Source organism: Geoalkalibacter ferrihydriticus DSM 17813, assembly GCF_000820505.1.
GTDB classification, from domain to species: domain Bacteria; phylum Desulfobacterota; class Desulfuromonadia; order Desulfuromonadales; family Geoalkalibacteraceae; genus Geoalkalibacter; species Geoalkalibacter ferrihydriticus.
On record NZ_JWJD01000003.1, the window covers coordinates 204,625 to 222,611 of the forward strand.

The following is a 17,987-nucleotide window of genomic DNA, read 5'->3' on the forward strand; positions in this document are numbered from 1 at the left end:
CGTCGGTTCGGTCAGAGCTCAGACAAGGCCGTCTCTCCCTGTTTTAATCCGCTTTACGGATTTTCGCCAGATAAAACCCGTCCATCATCCCATCCGGAAGCACGCGCAGGGTGTTGGCCACCTCCGGGCGTAACTCCTTGCCCTGCCAGCTGGTCAGGCCCGCCTGCAGATTGTCGATGGCAGGCGTCCAGGGCACGATCACCGCGTCCTCATTTCTGCGCAGCAGGTTATGCACTATCTTCTCGTTTTCTTCGGGCGAAAAGGAGCAGGTGCAGTAGACCAGGGTGCCGCCCGGTTTGAGGGCGGTCCAGGCGGCGGCAATGAGGCCTTTCTGTTTGCGCGCCGTTTCCTTGACCTTGCGCGGACTCCAGTGCCCCCAGCTTTGCGGATCAAGGCGCGTAAAGCGCGCTTCGGACGAGCAGGGTGCATCGAGCAGTATGCGGTCGAACATCTGCGGGCATTTGCGCCCTACCAGGCGACCGTCCATGAGAAAGGCGCGGGCGATGGCAACGCCCTGCTGGTCAAGATTGGCTTTGAGACGGAAAAATCGCGGCTTGATGGCCTCGACCACCGAGAGGCGTCCTTCGTTGCCCATCAGCGCCGCAATCTGCGAGGCTTTGCCGCCGGGCGCGGCGGCGAGATCGAGAACCGTCTCACCGGGCTGGGGATCCAGGGCCAGGGGCGCAAGCATGCTGGCGAGATTCTGGATGTAGAGACGCCCCTCGTAGAAGGCCGGTGTTTCAGTCAGCGCCCGCTTGGCCTCGTGGGCCAAGGCGAAAGCCTCGGGACACCAGGAGATGGGCCGCGGCGCGAAACCGGCCTGTTCCAATTCCGCGCGCAACTGCGCGGCGCTGGTTTTGATGGTGTTGGCGCGGAAGGTTACCGGCTTGACGGCGGCAAAGCTGGCCATGACTTGTTTGTGTCGCGCGACGGGCACGACTTGGGCCAGCAGGGCGGTGAATTCCTCGGGCAGTTCGGGCAGGGAAGGGGACATGAATCGACTTCCGAAACGAAAATGTCTATCTGCCGCTACCATACGGCAAGTGCCAATGAAAATCAAAAATTTACATCCTGCCAACACAGAAGAAACGTTTTGGGGGTTTAATGCCGTTGGTGATCTCCCCATACCTTAAAGAAAGGAGTCTATTGTGGGCAAAGGTGAAATGAGCGGCTACCGACCCAGCGAGCAGGAACCCTACATGCATCCACGTCAGTTGGCTTTTTTTCAGGAGCGACTGCTGAGTTGGCGGCGGATGCTACAAAGTGAGGACTACTTAAGCCTCCAGCGGCTGCGGCGCGAAAAAGATCGCAGTTCGGACCCCATCGACCAGGGTGTTCAGGAAAGCGAGCAGCACTTTGATTTCGAGCAACGTTGTCGTAACCTTAAGCTTTTGGAGCAGATCAATGCGGCCTTGGAGCGGATCGAGGAGGGCACCTACGGTTTTTGCGAAGAGAGCGGGGAGGAGATCGGCCTGCGCCGCCTGGTGGCCCTGCCCCTGGCTCGATGTTCTATAGAGGCGCAGGAATCGATCGAGCGCGCAGAGCGTTTTCGTCGGCAGAATAATCTGGGTTGACTAACCTTGCCCTCGGCGTCTGTAATGCTGCAAATCATTGATTGATGAGCAGGATATGGGCGCCGTGGCCTCTCTCAAGGGTTTTACGTTCTCTGGATTTTTTGCCTGGCTGCTGTGGTGCCTGGTGCATATCCTGTCGCTGGTCGGATTCCGCAAGCGGGTGTTCGTCGTGTTCTCCTGGCTATGGTCCTATCTCTCCTTTACCAAAAGCGCCCGGCTCATCACCGGCGATTCGCGAGATGCTGATCCTTCGGTGGAGAAGACGCCTGTGCATCCCAAAAAGCGCGATTGAGAGCGGCTCGATGTTCTTCTCCGCGGGCTGATTTTTGCTCGGCATCGATTTTTAGCAGATCTTCCAGGGCCGTCGGCGGCAGCGGGCGGCTCAGATAAAAACCCTGCATTTTTTCGCATCCCTTGTGTTTCAGAAAGGCCAGTTGATCAGCTGTCTCAACGCCTTCGGCAACGACCTTCATGCCCAGTTTGTGGGCCAGTTCGATGATCGCATCGATCAGGGTGGCATCGTTGGCGTCATGGGTGATGCCGTCGACAAAAGTGCGATCGATCTTGAGCTCATCGATGGGCAGGCGCTTGAGGTAAGCCAGGGAGGAGTAGCCCGTACCGAAATCATCGAGCGCGATGTTGACCCCCATTTTTTTTAGGGCACCGAGCTTGCTCACACTTTCTTCGATATCCTGAATAAGAATGCTTTCGGTAATTTCAAGGGTTAATAGCGAACTGTCAAATGCGTTGTCGGAAAGAATTCTCTGGATTTTTTCCGGCAAGTTCTCACGATAGAACTGCCGCGCCGAGATGTTCACCGCCAGTTGCAAGGGACCGAATCCGTCCGCTTCCCACTGTTTTGCCTGACCAATGGCGGTTTGCAGCACCCAGTCACCGGTGGGCACAATCAGGCCGGTTTCTTCGAGGATGGGGATGAAGTCGGTTGGTTCCACCAGCTCATGGGGTTCTTTTTGCCAGCGGATCAGCCCTTCAATGCCGACGATGCGACCGTCGTACAAATCAATCTGCGGTTGGTAGTGCAGCAAGAATTCATTCCGCTCCAGGGCGCGGCGCAATCGGGTTTCCAGATCAAGGCGGTTGCGGATGCGTAAATCCATCTCGCCGGTAAAAAATTGAAAATTGTTTTTCCCCAGTTTCTTCGCCTGATACATGGCGGTATCCGCATTTTTCAACAGAAGGTCGGCGCCATGGCCGTCGTCCGGAGAGAGGGTTACGCCGACGCTGGCTGTGATGAACAATTCCTGTCCGCTCAACAGGAAAGGGATCCCGAATTCCTCAAGCACCTTTTGTGCGATTTTGCCCAGCCCATCAGCCGAATGGACCTCGGCGGCAAGAATCACGAATTCGTCACCGCCCAGGCGCGCAACGGTGTCCATCCGGCGTACGCTGCCACATAGCCGCTGTGCCACCTGCTGCAGGAGCAGGTCGCCTGCCGTGTGGCCCAAGGTATCGTTCACCATCTTGAAATTGTCGAGATCAAGTAGGAGCAGGCCGATCCTGTCTCCATGGCGGGATTGCTGGGTCAGCGCCTGCTCCAGGCGGTCGCGGAGCAGGTTGCGATTGGGTAGGCGCGTCAAGGGATCATGGGTGGCCAGGTATTCCAATTCTTCGGTGCGCTTCTGGACCCGACGCTCCAGGGTTTCATTGGACTTGGTAATCTCACTGAATTTTTCCTGAAGAACCTCGCCCATGGCTTTGAAATTGCCGATCAATCGATCGATTTCAGTTATGCGAGTTTCGGGATAGTCAATTCGGGCGCGGTCGTTGATGCGGGCCGGAAGGTTGGTGGTCGCTCGTGAAAGCTGAAACAAAGGGGCGGCAAGCCAGCGCGAAAAAAACAGGGCGTTGATCAGCGCTGCGATGATCAGGGCGAGAAATAAGGCCAGTGAGCCTGTCTGGCGCTGGAGCAGGCGGTGCTGATGGGGCGCAAGGGGCATTTCGATCAGCAGGCGCAACTCCGGCGCCGATTCAAGGAGAGATTCCCGGACCAGGGAAGAACGCTGTACCCGTTGCCAGAGAGGGATGGGAATGTCCGAACGAGGCATGGCGCGGTATATGCCGGCCGCTACAGGCAGTTTATCGCTATTGTAGAAGGGGTCGTGAATGTCTCCGGCAGGGCGGATAGCCGGGTAGGAACTGGCAAGGACGCCGCCCCGCACATCGCAGACACTGATGATTATTCCCTCGGGAATCGCCGCGCCCAGATCGACGAGAATCGCGCCGAGGGCCTGGGTTTCCTGGTCCTGGCCCAGGGCCAGAGCGATTTCCAGGGGCGCGACTCGCGCGATGTCTTCAATCACCTTCAGTGCATTTGCATGGCTCTGGTTTTCCATCATCCGGCCATTGAGGATCATGACAAGGATGGCAGGGCCCGCCACCACCGCCATCAACAGGTTGAAGATAACCTGGCGCAGGGAGATCGACTGTAGCCTTTTTCGTAACCCGACCAGGGCGGCGACCACCGGAATGTTGAGCAGCAGGCTGGCCACCAGGGCATTGGTGACGCCGATGAGCCAATACATCATGGCCGCGGGCAAAGTGCCCCCGAGGCCGGCGCCTTGCACACCGAGAAAAAACAGGAAAATTAAGGGAACGCCGAGTAGAGTCCAGTAGATGGCGCTGAAAAGCACCAGATTCGGAGCGTTGGGATTGCGGCGCAGCAGCAGTCCGATGGCGAGGGGCTCAAGGGTCAGCCAGATAAGGGCAAAAGGGTGATGAAAGAGCCAGATGGTGGGCGATGCGGCGATGAGCGCCGCGACAACACTCCACAGAAGGCCATAAACACGCAGGATCACCAGCACCGCAATGCTGCCGAAAAGGTAATTGAAGCCCATGAACAGGCGTGGCGCAAATATGTTTCCCACCAGCCCCGCTGTTATGAGAACCAGAAGGATCAGCGCAGGTTTTAAAGAATATTTTTCGGCCACGGCAGGCAAGATCATGCAGGGCTCAATGGTTGGTTGTTTAGGCGAGATAAGATTATTCTTATTTTAAAGTCTCTTGAGAGGATGTCAATCTCCTTTTCGATCTATGCCTTTGGAGTATTTTCCAGCTTTTACCCACGGGCAAAAGGTGTATAATCCGCTCATGCGACGCGTACTTGTTTTTCTGATCCTCGTGATTCCCCTTTTTCTTCCCGGGTTTTTTCCGCCGGCCCTTATCGGCGCGGGTGAATATTTGCGCGCCTCGGCGCAAACTGTGATCCTGAACGAAGACGAGCCTCATTCTGAGCGAGAAGATTCCGGCCTGCGTTTCGGGCCGACGACCTTGCCGCGGACCGCGCCGGTGGTTCCCGCGACTCAGGGTGACCAAGGCGAATCTCCACAACGTCCCGGCGCGGACGATTTGTCCGCGCCGCAAGAATTCATTCCCCCTGAGCCACGCACCCCGCAGCGCTTGCCGACACCTGCGCAACGACCTTCCTCTATGCCGGCGCCACCGGCCGCTGAAATGCTCTCTTTTCCCAGCCCTTTGGAGTGTCTTGCCCAGGCCGATGCAAACAAAAGCCTGGACGCCCGGCTGGATCTGGTGCGCAAGCCCGTGGGCGACAGGGTTCAGCAGCAACCGGCGGTGGCTGTGGCCGATGGCGAAACGTCTCTGTATCTGCACTTTCCTACGCTTGACGGCAGTGAGTCGCCCAACCTGGTTCTGTCCGATCTGAGAATGCAGCGCTTGTCCAAGGAAGAAGGCCGGTGGGTGCTGGAGGCTGTGCCGCATAACGACATCTGGGAAGCCAAGGTGTTTGTCATCGGTCAGGGGAAAATGTGGCAGGTGCCGGTAGTGGTCACGCCCCTGCGCGACATCGACTTCGACGGCAATGGTCGTATCGACGCGGCGGACTATCGGCTTTTCCGTCAGGGTGATCCTTTTGATGCGCAGTTTGATCTCAATGGTGACGGTGTGCGCGATGTGATCGATGAGTTCATCTTTCTGGCCAACTATCTGCTCAGCACTGATGCGCAGGCACCGGGTGCCGCACAGCGGCGCTGATTGGTCTATTCTCCGTTAAACTTTTTTATCCCGCTGTGGTCAAGAAACCGCTGAAGAATCGAAGCCGTGGCATCGGTGAGTGCCTCTTGGGGCACGAAGAAAAACGCGTTCCGGTCGGTGTAAAGCATGAAGCCTGGTTCAACAATCCGGTAGCCGTGAAAGTCCTTCCAGCCTCTCTCACTGTGCTGGGTGCCCGCCCTGACGCTCATGGCGTCGTTGGTCAGGCGCACCTGAATGCGCCCTTCGAAGAGTGGCCCTTTGCGGGCCGAAGCCATGGACTTGAGAAGGAAGAGATGCTTTGACAGCACGCAATAAAGACCGCTTGCCAGAAATGCGGCACCGATCCAATTGTTTGCGGCGGGCACACCTACCATAAAAGCACCTATTGCCGAGAGTATCGCGCCGTAAATAAAGCGCATGCGAAAAAAAGCCTGATGCTGATAGTGGGCATAAAAAAAACGGCGCCACATCTCTTCGGTCAGATTGTATTCCAGAACAATCGCATTTTCCTCCGTCATTCTTCTTCCCTTTTAATCTGAGGTGGTACAAAGCCACGCCTGAGGGTGTTCTCCGTCACGCAGCGTGAATCCATGAAATGCAGCAGGTAGTCGGCGCCGCCGGCCTTGGTGCCGGTACCCGAGAGGCCGAACCCGCCGAAGGGCTGGCGCGCGACCAGGGCGCCGGTGATGCCGCGATTGAGGTAGAGGTTGCCGACGCGAAATTCGCCGCGCGCGCGCTCCAGATGGGCGGGGCTGCGACTGAACACCCCGCCGGTCAACGCCTGGGGCGGGGCGTTGGCCCAGTGCAGAGCCTGGTCGAAATCGTCGGCGCGCATCAAGGCCAACAGGGGCCCGAATACTTCTTCGCGGGCCAGGCGATGCTCGGGACGAATGCCTTCGACCAGGGTGATGGGGACATAAAACCCCGGTCCTTCCGGAACCTTGCTCTGATAGACCAGTTCCCCCTCTTGCCGGGCCAGCTGGATGTATTTCTGGATTTTTTCCACGGCCGCAGGCTCGGCGACCGGTCCCATGAAGAATGCTGGATCCTGCGCCGGGCCGATGCGCAGAGAGCGCGCCGCCTGCACCAGACGCTCACGCAAGGCGGTATAGACCGCATCGACTACGATCAGCCGCGAACAGGCGGAACACTTCTGCCCCTGAAAACCAAAGGCCGAGGCGAGAATCGCCGGTATCACCTCATCGAGGTCCGCATCCTCATCGACGATCACGGCGTTTTTGCCGCCCATTTCCGCCACCACCTTCTTCACCTGGCGCTGCCCCGGGCCCAGGGCCGAGGCTTTGTGCAGGATGCGCAGGCCGACTTCCTGCGAGCCGGTAAAGGCAATCAGGCTGACTGCCGGATGCTCTACCAGCAGATCGCCGATCTCGGCGCTTGATCCCGGCACATAATTAAATACTCCGGCGGGCAATCCGGCGTCACGCAAAATTTCCTGCAGGGTCCAGCCGATGACCGGCGTCAGGCTGGAGGGTTTGTAAACCACGGTGTTGCCCGTTACCAGGGCGGCAGCCACCATACCGCAACTGATCGCCAAGGGAAAGTTCCACGGCGCGATGACTGCGGCCACGCCCCTGGACTGGTAGAGCAGGCGGTTGTCCTCGCCGGGCAGGGAGGCAGGTTGGGGTGGATTGTCCAGGCGCAGCATCTCGCGCGCGTAATATTCGAGAAAATCAATCGCCTCGCATACGTCGGCATGGGCCTGATCCCATTGTTTGCCGATTTCAAAAACCTGCCAGGCGGCCAGTTCGAAGAGGCGCGCGCGCGCGGCTTTGGCGGCGCGTATCAGAGAAGTGGCGCGTTCGGCCGCCGCCGTGTCGCGCCAGCCGGACAGGGCGGCCTGGGCGGCGGCCACTGCCTGGTCGATCTGCTCCGGGCCGGCCTGGCTGACTTGGCCGACGATCTCCTCGGGTTGGGCCGGGTTGACGGAGGGCCGGGTTTGCCTGGTCGCCAAATTCTGCCCGTTGATGAACAGCGGGTAGGTGGCGCCGAACTTTTCGCGCACCTGACTCAAAGCCTGGGCGAAAGCGGCGCGTTGTGCGGGGCGGGTGAAGTCGACACTGGGTTCGTTGCGGAAAGGGCGCAGCAGCCCCAGAGGCGTTTTTCGGGTCTGCCGGCCGAGGGTGCGTTGCCGCAACAGGGTGCGCGGATCGGCCAGCAGGTGATCCATGGTTTCGCCTTCGACGAAACTCTGGCGCAGGAAGGATTCGTTGGCCGTGTTCTCCAGCAAACGGCGCACCAGATAGGCCATGCCCGGCACCATTTCGCCCGAGGGGCAATAGAGCCGCACCCGACCGACCAGTCCGCGTACGGCCTGCCGCACCGGCTCGGCCATGCCGTAAAGAACCTGAAACTCGTAGCGGTCTTCAGGAACCCGCAGCAAGCGCGCCATTTCGAGCACCGCGGCGATGGAGCGGATGTTGTGGGTGCCCACGGCCAGATCACAGAGGTCGCTGTGTTCTAAAATTTTGTAGGCCAGTTTTTCAAAATTGGCGTCCGTCGCCGCCTTGTCAGTGAAAACCCGCTCCGGCCAGCCATGCTGAGCGGCGAGCACGGTTTCCATGTCCCAATAAGCGCCTTTAACCAGACGGATGTTGAGGTGCAGACCCTTCTTGCGCGCCCAGGTGAGCAGCAGGTCTAGATTTTCCTCGGTTTCCCGGTGATAGGCCTGCAGCACGATGCCGAGATGGGGATATTTGGGATATTTTTCGCGCAGGCGGCGATAAACGGCCAGGGTGATATCCTTGCTGTGGTGAGATTCCATGTCGATGCAGAGATAGCCCCCGACCGCCTGGACCTGGACGTAGATCTGCTCCAGGCGCGCGGTGATGGCGTCGACGGAGCCGTTGAAGTCCTGGGGGTTCGTCTGGGAGTAGAGGGCGGTGGGCTTGACCGACACGTTGATTTTGGGCGCGTAACCCCAATCGCCTCCCGGGCCCTCCAGGGAGGGTCTGAGGGGTGGCCAGTTCTTTTGAAATTCACCCAGGCGCCTGAGCAGATGGATGTAGGTGGCTACATACTGCTCGGCTTCTTCTTCACTGACGGTGGCCTCGCCCAAGGCATCCAGGGTAAAGGCAAAACCTTCCTGGCGCAGTTTGCCCAGGCGGCGAAGCGTCTCACCGGAGGTTTCGCCGATGATGAACTGGCGTGCCATCTGGCGGATATTGCGTGCAATGAAGCGGCGTAGCACCGCTGCCCCCAGGTGACCGGTGACGCCCGAGGTGCGCAGCCCCCAGCGCAGAAAATCGGGTAGATCCTGCAATTGTCCGAAATATTCCTGTAAGTGGCGCTGCAGGGTCTCACCGCTCCGGAGGCTGGGAAACACATCGATAAAGCGAAACATCTGGACTTTGAAATCTTCCCGGCGCATGCACCAGTCCAGAACTTTTCCCGCCCAGAGTTCGCGGTTGAAAATTGAAGGCTTGCGGTGGGCGACGGTGGCAAAAAGTTCATGGCCGCGTTCAAGAATGCGGTCGTTAAGTTCGTTTTCGTTCATGGCATGCCTCGGCGGCGATATCAAGAGGTTGAAAATGCGATGCTTTTGAGCCATCTGGGAATTTCGCCCCAGAAATGAACTCAGTTGAGATCAAAAAGAAGAAACCGCGCCTTTTCCCGTGCTGCCAACTTCAGGGAACCTTCCTCGCTTAGCGCTGCTCCGTCACCGCTTTCCAGCAGCTCAGCATTCAATTCCAGACGCCCATCCACCAGTTGCAGCCAGGCATGGCGGCCAACGGCGAGGGAAAAGTCGATTTTATCGCCGGTGGGCAGATGTCCGTAATAGGCGCGCACATCCTGGTGCAGCACGGCCGAGCCTTGGCTTGCGTCGCGCGAGGCGATGAGTTGCAGGCCCGGCTTAGCCAGATCAAAGGATTTTTTTTCGTAGCGCGGACTCAGCCCCTGGCGCTCGGGAAAAATCCAGATCTGGAAGAAATGCACTTCCTCGTGTTCCGACGGATTGTACTCGCTGTGGCGGATGCCGGTGCCGGCGGAAAACATCTGCAGTTCGCCTGCCCCGATTTTTTCGCGGTTGCCCAGGTTGTCCTGGTGCTCCAGGGCGCCGCTGATGACGAAGGAGAAGATTTCCATATCGCGGTGTTCGTGCATGCCGAAGCCGCCGCCTGCGGCCACGCGGTCTTCATTGATGACCCGCAACTGGCGAAAACCCATGTGCTGCGGATCCTGATAGGTGTGGAAAGAGAAGGTGTGGCGGCTTTCCAGCCAGGATTCGCGGCCAAGCCCGCGTTCTTGAGATTTGCGGATGCGGATCACGGTCAGCCTCCTTGGGTGCCGGCCCACCAGTGGGCCGTTTGGTCCGGATAACCTCCCGGACGAGGGATCGGTCAGGTTTTTTAAAGGTTATCCTGCGGGTAACCTATGTCAATGCCGGGAAAACGGGCTGACGATATGCTATTTGTCTGTTAGGGTAAAGGCATTGACTAACCCTTCAGGTGGATGAGGAGGAAAACGCTTATGAGTCTCAAGGAAATTCTTTACCGACGCAGTATTCGCAAGTACACCCCTGAGCTGGTCAGCGACGAGGATATGGAAGAGCTTTTGCGCGCCGCCATGGCCGCGCCCTCGGCGGGCAATGCCCAGCCCTGGTATTTTGTGATTCTCACCGAACGCCGGCTGCTGGAAGCCATCGCCGATTTTCACCCCTACGCCGCCATGGCGCGGCATGCGCCTGCGGCGATTCTGGTGTGCGGCGACCCGTCCCTGGAAAAATACCCCGGCTTCTGGGTGCAGGATCTGAGCGCCGCGGTGGAAAACCTGTTGCTGGCGGCTCAGAGCAAGGGCCTGGGTGCTGTGTGGGTGGGGATTTATCCCACCGAAGAGCGTGTGGAAAAAATGCGCGAACTGCTCGCCATCCCTCCGAATATCATCCCCTTCGCCCTGGTGCCCTTCGGCCATCCGGCGGAAACCAAACCGCCGGCCGAACGCTTTAACCCAGCTCGTGTGTTTCGCAACGGCTGGAGCGGCTAAAGGGATGAGGGTGGCCACCCGCATTGTTTTTGATCTGCGCTGATCCGCTTGGATCTGCTTCCCATTCTTGATTCTTTACCATCCAAGGAGAAATGCCCATGTCCGAAACGACTTTTAAAGCCATGATCGTCGAAGAAGCCGAGCCGAAAAAATTCACCCGCCGTATCGGTGAGCGCAAAATCAGCGATCTGCCGGACGGTGATCTGCTCATCCGCGTGCATTATTCATCGCTCAACTTCAAGGACGCTCTTTCGGCCACGGGCAATAAGGCCGTGACCCGCAAGTTTCCCCATACGCCGGGCATCGATGCCGCCGGCGAGGTGGTCGAGTGCAGCTGCGGCCGCTACCAGCCCGGCGATCAGGTGCTGGTGACGGGCTATGACCTGGGCATGGAGACCGACGGCGGATTCGGCCAGTACATTCGCATTCCCTGTGATTGGGCGGTGAAGCTGCCCGACGGGCTGAGCCTGCGCGAGTCCATGATCATCGGCACTGCCGGTTTCACCGCCGGCTTGTGCGTGTGGAAGCTGGAGCAGGCCGGCGTGCAGCCCGACGCGGGCGATATACTGGTGACCGGTGCCAGTGGCGGCGTGGGCAGTATCGCCGTGAGCATCCTGGCCAGGCTGGGCTATCGTGTGGTTGCTGTGACGGGCAAGACCGCCGCCGCAGATTTTCTAAAGACGCTGGGAGCTGCTGAGGTCATCGGGCGCGAGGCGGTCCTCGAAGGCGCCGAGCGGCCCATGATGAAAGAACGCTGGGCGGGGGTGGTGGATGTCGCCGGCGGCGATCTGCTGGCGGGCGCCATCAAGGCGACCCGCTATGGGGGCGCTGTGACCTGTTGCGGTCTGGTGGGCTCACCCGATCTCAACATCAATGTCTTTCCCTTTATCTTGCGCGGGGTGAGCCTGCTCGGCGTTGATTCGGTGCAGTGTCCAGCAGAACCGCGCCTCGCCGTGTGGGAAAAGCTCGCCGGCTTGTGGAAGCCTGAGCACCTTGAGGAAACCGCAAGTGAATGCGGCCTGGAGGAACTGGAAGAAAAAATCCAGGCCATTCTCAAGGGGCAAATCAGGGGGCGCACCCTGGTCAATATGAAAGATTGAATCGGAGTAACTGTTCAGCATGCACCGCAGGGTACGGCGGCATCGCGTGCGGCAAAAACTCACCTGCGGCTCAAACATTTGCCGCAGCACTCAACCGCCNCGCAGGGTACGGCGGCATCGCGTGCGGCAAAAACTCACCTGCGGCTCAAACATTTGCCGCAGCACTCAACCGCCGCACCCTGCGGTACTCTCGGACGTTGCCGAATAGTTACGAATCGGAAAAGATTTCGAGGCGCAAGGAGACTTTTCATGAGTGATCTGGTTTTGTTGGATGTCGCGGAAGGGATTGCCACACTGACCGTCAACCGTCCCGAAGTGCTCAACGCCCTCAATGCTGAATTGGTGCAGGATCTGCGCGGGAAACTTGCTGTTCTTGACAGCGACAAACGCGCGCGGGTCATCATTCTCACCGGCGCCGGCGACAAAGCCTTTGTCGCCGGCGCAGACATCGGCGCCATGCGCGATCTCGATCCCCTTGCGGCCCGTGAAACCGCGTTGCTGGCCCAGGAGTTTCTCGCCGACATCGAGCGCTGCGCCAAGCCGGTCATCGCCGCGGTCAACGGCTATGCCCTGGGTGGAGGCTGCGAACTGGCCATGGCGTGCGACCTGCGTGTCGCCTCGGAAAATGCCCGCTTCGGCCAGCCCGAAATCAATCTCGGCATCATTCCCGGCTGGGCGGGGACCCAACGCCTACCGCGCCTGGTGGGCAAGGGACGTGCCCTGGAGATGATTCTCACCGGTGACTGGATCGATGCCCGGGAAGCCCTGCGCATCGGCCTGGTGAACCGGGTCGTACCCCAGGGTGAGCTTCTGGCCGAGACCCGTAAGCTGGCCGGGCGGATCGCTGAGAAAAGCCGGATTGCGGTGCGTTTGTGCAAGGAAGCGGTGATCAACGGCCTGGAGATGGACAGCCTGCGCGCCGGGCAGTACGAGGCCGATCTCTTCGGTTTGTGCTTTTCCACACACGACCAGAAAGAAGGGATGACGGCTTTTCTTGAAAAGAGAAAGGCTGAATTTCAGGATTCGTGAACAATTAGAGAACTCTGAACGTTTGGCCGGAACCGGGACGAGGATGTTATACTAATAACTGATGGAGCAAGAATCCCTCTGATTCTCCAACCGAAAGGGGGTGTTATCTGTGAAACGTCTGGCGAATTTGCTGGTCACTTCTCTTATGCTGGTCGGATTGGCCGGGTGTGCCGCTATGGCACCGCCGGATGCTGATACCAGAGTTCAATGTCCGGCCTGCGGTTATGAATTTGAAGTTCCGAAACATCACAATTGATTTTTTTTTGTAACTGTCGAGTCGGCACCGCAGACTGCTGTGCGAGTGGGCATTGCAGCTGAATAGCTCACTTTTTTCTACTTGTTTTTAAGGCCCGGTTCTCATGCCGGGCCTTTTTGATCGCGAAATTCCGGGACTGCTGATTTTTAGCAGGGGGCCCGGGAGATATTGATTGCTCATGCAACAGCAGATTTGCATCCGCCGGCGATATTTGCGAAACTGCGGCTTGTTCTGAGTCTTTTTGCGGAGGGGCCATGTTTCGCTTTATTCACGCCGCCGATATCCATCTCGACAGCCCCCTGCGGGGCCTGGAAGTCTATCCCGACGCGCCGCTGGAAGAAATCCGCGCCGCCACCCGCCGTGCTTTCGACAATCTTGTCGGCCTGGCCCTTGAAGAACAGGTGGACTTCGTGTTGCTGTGCGGCGATCTCTATGACGGCGATTGGAAGGACTACAACACCGGTCTGTATTTCGCTCAACGCATGGGTCGCCTGCATCAGGCCGGCATCCGCGTATTCATCGTCTCCGGCAATCATGATGCCGCCAGCCATATCACCCGCCATCTGCAACTCCCCGACAATGTCCATGTCTTTTCCACCAAAAAAGCACAGACCGTGCATGTGAAGGAGCACGGCCTGGCCCTGCATGGTCAGGGTTACGCCCACCGCGCGGTCAGCGACAACCTGGCTGCCGACTATCCCCAAGGCGAGGCGGGCTGGTTCAACATCGGCCTGTTGCACACCGCCCTCAACGGCCGCCCCGGGCACGAGCCCTATGCGCCCTGTTCCCTCGACCAGTTGCGCGCCAAGGGCTATCAATACTGGGCGCTGGGCCATGTGCACCAGCGCGAGGTGGTGAGCGAGGCACCCTGGGTGGTCTTTCCCGGCAACATCCAGGGTCGCCACATCCGTGAAACGGGCGCCAAAGGCTGTACTTTGGTAAGGGTGGCCGACGGCGAAGTGACGGACATCGAGCATCGCGCCCTCGATGTGTTGCGCTGGACACGCTGCGATGTGGATCTGAGTGCAGCCGAGAACGAGGAGGAGGTTTACGGCCAGGTGCGCGCTGCCCTTGAGGAAAATAAACTCCAGGCCGAAGGACGCACCCTGGCCCTGCGCCTGATTCTGAGCGGGCGCACGCCCGTGCATGCACTGCTGCAAAAGCATGTCGCCCATTGGGTGGAGGAAGTTCGCGGCCTTGCCGCCACCCTCGGCGATCTGTGGCTGGAAAAGGTGGGTTTCGCCACCCAGGCGCCCGACGGCGGCGCGGATTTGCTCAACGAGGATTCTCCCTTTGCCGGACTGTTGCGCTCCCTGGCGGATGTGCAGCTCGATAATCACCGGCTCTACGACCTGGTGCCGGAGCTTGAAGAGCTGCGCAACCGCCTGCCTGCCGAACTTCTCGGCGGCGCGGATCCCTTTGACCCGACGCAGCCCGCGCAGTTCGCCGAATTGCAGCAGGACGTGCGCGAATTGCTGCTGGCGCGCCTGCTGCACCAGGGGAGGGGCGTATGAAGCTGACGCGCCTCGAACTCAAGGCCTTTGGTCCCTTTACCGGCCAGGCACTTGAGTTTGCCGGCCCGGAGCCGGGTCTGCACATTGTCTTCGGGCGCAACGAGGCGGGCAAGAGCAGCTCCCTGCGCGGTCTCAAGGCTTTGCTCTACGGTTTTCCCGAACGCACCACCGACAACTTCGTGCATCCCAACGAACAGTTGCTGGTGGCTGGGTGTCTGCACAGCGCCGATGGGCGCGCGCTTGTTTTTCAGCGGCGCAAAAAACGCAAGGCCGATCTGCTCGACGCCCGGGGCGAGCCTCTGGATGCGGGGGTGCTTGCGGGCTTTCTTCACGGCATCGAGCCTGCGGTGTTCGACGCTCTGTTCGGTATCGACCATGAAACCCTGGTAAGCGGTGGGCAGGATATTCTCGAGCAAAAAGGTGATGTGGGGCGCTCCCTGTTTGCCGCGGGTACCGGCATCGCCTCTTTGCGTCGTATCCTCACCGAACTTCATGAGGAGAGCGATGCCCTTTACAAGGCGCGTGGCAGCAAGCCGGAAATCAATCAGGCTCTCGCCGAATTCCGAGAGAGCCAGAAAAACCTGCGTGAAGCCAATCTTGCAGGCAGCGACTGGAAGAAACATCAGCAAGCTCTGCAAGACGCGCAAAAAGCGCTGGAAAAGCTGCGCGACGAGCAACGCCGTTGTGAGCGCCGGCGCCTGCATCTGGAGCGTCTGCGTCAGGCTTTGCCGCAACTGGCCCAACACCAGGCACTGCGCGTGCAAATCGCGGCGCTGGGCGAAGTCGTGCCTCTTCCCGAAGATTTCAGTGCGACGCGCCGCCGTTTCCAGGAACAGAAACGCGCCGCCGAACAGCGCCTGTTGAGCGCCCGAAAGCGCTTGGCGGAGCTCAACCAGCGCGTCGCCGGCCTGCGACCGCCGCAAGCGATTCTCGATCAGGCCGAAAGCGTCGAGGCGCTTGCGCTGCGCCTCGGCGAATACCGCAAGGGCCTGCAGGATCGTCCCGGCCTCGAAGGGCGTCGCCGCCAGCTTAAATCCGAAGCGGCCGATCTGTTGCGGCAGATTCGCCCCGACCTGCCCTTGGAGCAGATCGAATCCCTGCGCCCCATGCTCGCTCGGCGCAAGACCATCCACCAACTGGGCGCGCGGGCCGAAGCCCTTGAACAGAGCTGCCGTGGCGCCGAACGTCAGGTCCAGCAACTGTCCGACGAAGGGCAAAAGCTTCGCCAGGCTCTTTCCGGGCATTGCGCGGCGCCTGATTTCGAGGCTTTGGAAGATAGCTTGAGGCGGGCCCTGAAGGCTGGGGATCTCGACGAAGATCTGCATGAGCGCCGTCGTCTTGCGGCTCTGGATGAACAGAGCCTCAACGCAGAACTCAAGCGCCTCGGGCTCTGGAGCGGTCCCTGGCAGGAACTGCTTGAGCTGTGCCTGCCCGCGGCGGATACTCTCAGTCAGGAAGAAGAGCGGCTGCGCCGACTTCGTGACGAGCAGGAACGCCTGCGCCGTCGTCATCAGGAGTTGCAGTCCGAGCAGCGGCGACTACTGTGCGATCGGGCTGAAATGGAGGCGGGCGGCGAACTGCCCTCGGAAAAGGATCTGGCGCAAATCCGTGACAGTCGCGACCACGGCTGGCACTTGCTGCGTCGCCATTGGCTGCAGGGTGAGGATATCGCTGCCGAGGCGCGTGCCTATCATGCCGAATTGCCCCTGCCCGACGCCTTTGAGCAGGCCATGGGCAAGGCCGATGACACAGCTGATCGCTTGCGTCTTGAAGCCGCACGGGTTCACCAGTATGCGGCGCTGGTCTCGCAGACCGAGGCCGTGCAGGAAGCCATCTCCCAGGTGGAACGCGAGGAGCAGAGCCTGGCCGAGGCTCTGGATCTTTTTCAGCAGCAGTGGCGTGACCTCTGGGCGAGGTGCAGCATCAGTCCTCGCTCTCCCCGGGAAATGGCCCTGTGGTTGGCGGGAGTTGAGAAATTGCGGTTGCGCGTGGATGCCTGGCAGCGCGCCTGCGCAGAGTTTGAAGACCGCCGCCAACGGCGCGACCTGCTGCGTCGGGAGTTGCTCAAGGAACTCGCGCGCCTTGGCGAAACGAACAATTTTGCCGGAGAGGAACTGGCCGCAGTTGTGCGCCATGGGCAGAAGGTGGTGCGGCGTCTGGAGCAGAGCGCGCGCCAACAGACCGATCTCGCCGTGCGCCTCAAGGATCTGGAGACGTCTCTGCAACACGCCATTGCCGAGCGCGACGAAGCCCGCCGCGCCCTGGATGCCTGGCGTGGTCAATGGCGCCGTATTCTTGCCGATCTCGGCCTGCCCGGCGACGCTTTACCCGGCGAGGCCGACGACTTTCTCGAAACCCTGCAGAAATGCTTTGAACATCTGCGCCAGGCCGACGATTTTCACAAGCGCATCGAGGGCATCGACCGCGATGTCCAGAGTTATGCCGCCGCAGTGCGGGCGTTACAGACGCAGATCGCGCCCGAACTCGGGGACCTTGCGCCCGATCAGGCGATGGTGCAGATGCAGTCTCTGGTGAACCGGGCGCGGGAGGAATACAGCCGTCTGCAACAGCTTGCCGAGGATCGCCGTCAGCTCGATGAGGACAGTCACCAGGCCGAAGCCGAGCTGCGCGCCGCCGGGGACGAACTGAAACGGCTGTGTCGACTGGCGCGTTGTGCGGGAGAGGAAACCCTTGATGAGGCAGAGCGTGCCTGGGCGGAGCATCAGCGTCTGCGTGAGCGACTGCTTGATGTGGAGGCGCGCCTCATGCAAATCGGCGAGGGATTGAGCCTGGCCGATCTGGAAGAACAGGCGGCGCAGGTCGATGCCGATGAACTGCCGGCGCGCATCGCCGATCTGGAGCGCGAGGTGAGTGAGCGTCTCGATCCGGAAATCAGTCATCTCAATCAACTCATCGGGGAAACGCGCACCGAACTTCAGCGCATGGACGGCAGTTCCCGCGCCGCTCTGGAAGCCGAACACGCCGAGCGCACCCTGGCCCGCCTGCGCCGTTTGGTCGAACGCTATGCGCGTCTGCGGATCGCGGCCCAGGTGCTGGACAATGAAATCGAACGCTACCGCGCGCAGAACCAGGATCCGCTATTGAGTATCGCCTCGCGCCTCTTTGCCCGACTCACTCTTGGCGGCTTTGCCGGTCTGCGTGCCGATGTCGGCGATCAGGGCCAGCCGATTCTGGTCGGCGTACGCGCCGACGGCACGCGCCTGCCGGTCGGCGGCATGAGTTCCGGCACCCGCGATCAGCTCTACCTCGCCCTGCGTCTCGCCTCCCTTGAATGGCGCCTGGAGCAGCACGAAGCCATGCCCTTCATCGTCGATGACATCCTCATCAACTTCGACGACGAGCGTTCGCGCGCTACGTTGGAGATTCTGGCGGAACTGGGACGGCGTAATCAGGTGATTCTCTTTACCCATCATCGACAGGTGGTGGAAGCGGCACGGGGGATCGGCGATGAGGGGCGGGTGTGGGTCCATGAGCTGTGAGC

The 17,987-nt window shown here is 60.0% G+C and carries 13 protein-coding genes; 8 read left to right on the forward strand and 5 right to left on the reverse strand.

Annotation, left to right across the window (positions count from 1 at the left end; all coding sequences use genetic code 11):
• Positions 1-43: 43 nt before the first annotated feature.
• Entirely contained in the window at positions 44-994 is a 951-nt protein-coding gene (locus tag GFER_RS09890; RefSeq protein WP_040099059.1) for an RsmB/NOP family class I SAM-dependent RNA methyltransferase, read from the reverse strand.
• Between the two features lie 154 nt (positions 995-1,148).
• On the opposite strand from GFER_RS09890, the gene GFER_RS09895 reads away from it, so the two are divergent.
• Both GFER_RS09895 and GFER_RS18255 read left to right on the forward strand, forming a co-directional pair.
• Positions 1,149-1,574: a TraR/DksA family transcriptional regulator gene (locus GFER_RS09895; RefSeq protein WP_200889312.1), complete on the forward strand. Its 426-nt coding sequence runs from the start codon at positions 1,149-1,151 to the stop codon at positions 1,572-1,574.
• 55 nt (positions 1,575-1,629) lie between these two features.
• On the forward strand, positions 1,630-1,866 hold the full coding sequence (locus GFER_RS18255; RefSeq protein ID WP_040099062.1) for a hypothetical protein: 237 nt from the start codon (positions 1,630-1,632) through the stop codon (positions 1,864-1,866).
• Here GFER_RS18255 and GFER_RS17735 read toward each other — a convergent pair.
• A complete protein-coding gene (locus GFER_RS17735; protein ID WP_052446269.1) occupies positions 1,796-4,537 on the reverse strand; it encodes an EAL domain-containing protein in 2,742 nt (913 codons plus the stop codon). The genes GFER_RS18255 and GFER_RS17735 overlap by 71 nt on opposite strands.
• A gap of 145 nt (positions 4,538-4,682) precedes the next feature.
• Between GFER_RS17735 and GFER_RS09910 the strand changes: the two genes are divergently transcribed.
• The gene (locus GFER_RS09910) at positions 4,683-5,585 is read left to right on the forward strand and encodes a hypothetical protein (protein WP_139172065.1); all 903 of its coding nucleotides are present in this window, start codon (positions 4,683-4,685) and stop codon (positions 5,583-5,585) included.
• Between the two features lie 5 nt (positions 5,586-5,590).
• Here GFER_RS09910 and GFER_RS09915 read toward each other — a convergent pair whose 3' ends face one another.
• From GFER_RS09915 to GFER_RS09925, 3 genes are all read right to left on the reverse strand, one after another.
• Positions 5,591-6,103 carry a YcxB family protein gene (locus GFER_RS09915; RefSeq protein ID WP_040099067.1) on the reverse strand — a complete coding sequence of 171 codons (513 nt, stop codon included), beginning with the start codon at positions 6,101-6,103 and terminating at the stop codon, positions 5,591-5,593.
• Positions 6,100-9,099 (reverse strand): proline dehydrogenase family protein, encoded by a 3,000-nt coding sequence (locus tag GFER_RS09920; RefSeq protein ID WP_040099547.1) that lies wholly within the window; start codon positions 9,097-9,099, stop codon positions 6,100-6,102. The genes GFER_RS09915 and GFER_RS09920 overlap by 4 nt, the downstream gene beginning before the upstream one ends.
• Before the next feature lie 80 nt (positions 9,100-9,179).
• Entirely contained in the window at positions 9,180-9,872 is a 693-nt protein-coding gene (locus GFER_RS09925; protein ID WP_040099070.1) for a pirin family protein, read from the reverse strand.
• Positions 9,873-10,073: 201 nt separating this feature from the next.
• Here GFER_RS09925 and GFER_RS09930 point away from each other — a divergent pair, with 201 nt between their 5' ends.
• The 5 genes from GFER_RS09930 (at position 10,074) to GFER_RS09950 (ending at position 17,985) form a co-directional block, all read left to right on the forward strand.
• A complete protein-coding gene (locus GFER_RS09930) occupies positions 10,074-10,586 on the forward strand; it encodes a nitroreductase family protein (RefSeq protein ID WP_040099072.1) in 513 nt (170 codons plus the stop codon).
• Between the two features lie 98 nt (positions 10,587-10,684).
• The gene (locus GFER_RS09935) at positions 10,685-11,686 is read left to right on the forward strand and encodes a YhdH/YhfP family quinone oxidoreductase (RefSeq protein ID WP_040099074.1); all 1,002 of its coding nucleotides are present in this window, start codon (positions 10,685-10,687) and stop codon (positions 11,684-11,686) included.
• Between the two features lie 249 nt (positions 11,687-11,935).
• Positions 11,936-12,715 (forward strand): enoyl-CoA hydratase-related protein, encoded by a 780-nt coding sequence (locus tag GFER_RS09940; protein WP_040099077.1) that lies wholly within the window; start codon positions 11,936-11,938, stop codon positions 12,713-12,715.
• Between the two features lie 510 nt (positions 12,716-13,225).
• Entirely contained in the window at positions 13,226-14,485 is a 1,260-nt protein-coding gene (locus tag GFER_RS09945; RefSeq protein WP_040099079.1) for a metallophosphoesterase family protein, read from the forward strand.
• On the forward strand, positions 14,482-17,985 hold the full coding sequence (locus GFER_RS09950; RefSeq protein WP_040099081.1) for a YhaN family protein: 3,504 nt from the start codon (positions 14,482-14,484) through the stop codon (positions 17,983-17,985). Before GFER_RS09945 ends, GFER_RS09950 begins: the two co-directional genes overlap by 4 nt.
• Positions 17,986-17,987 lie beyond the last annotated feature (2 nt).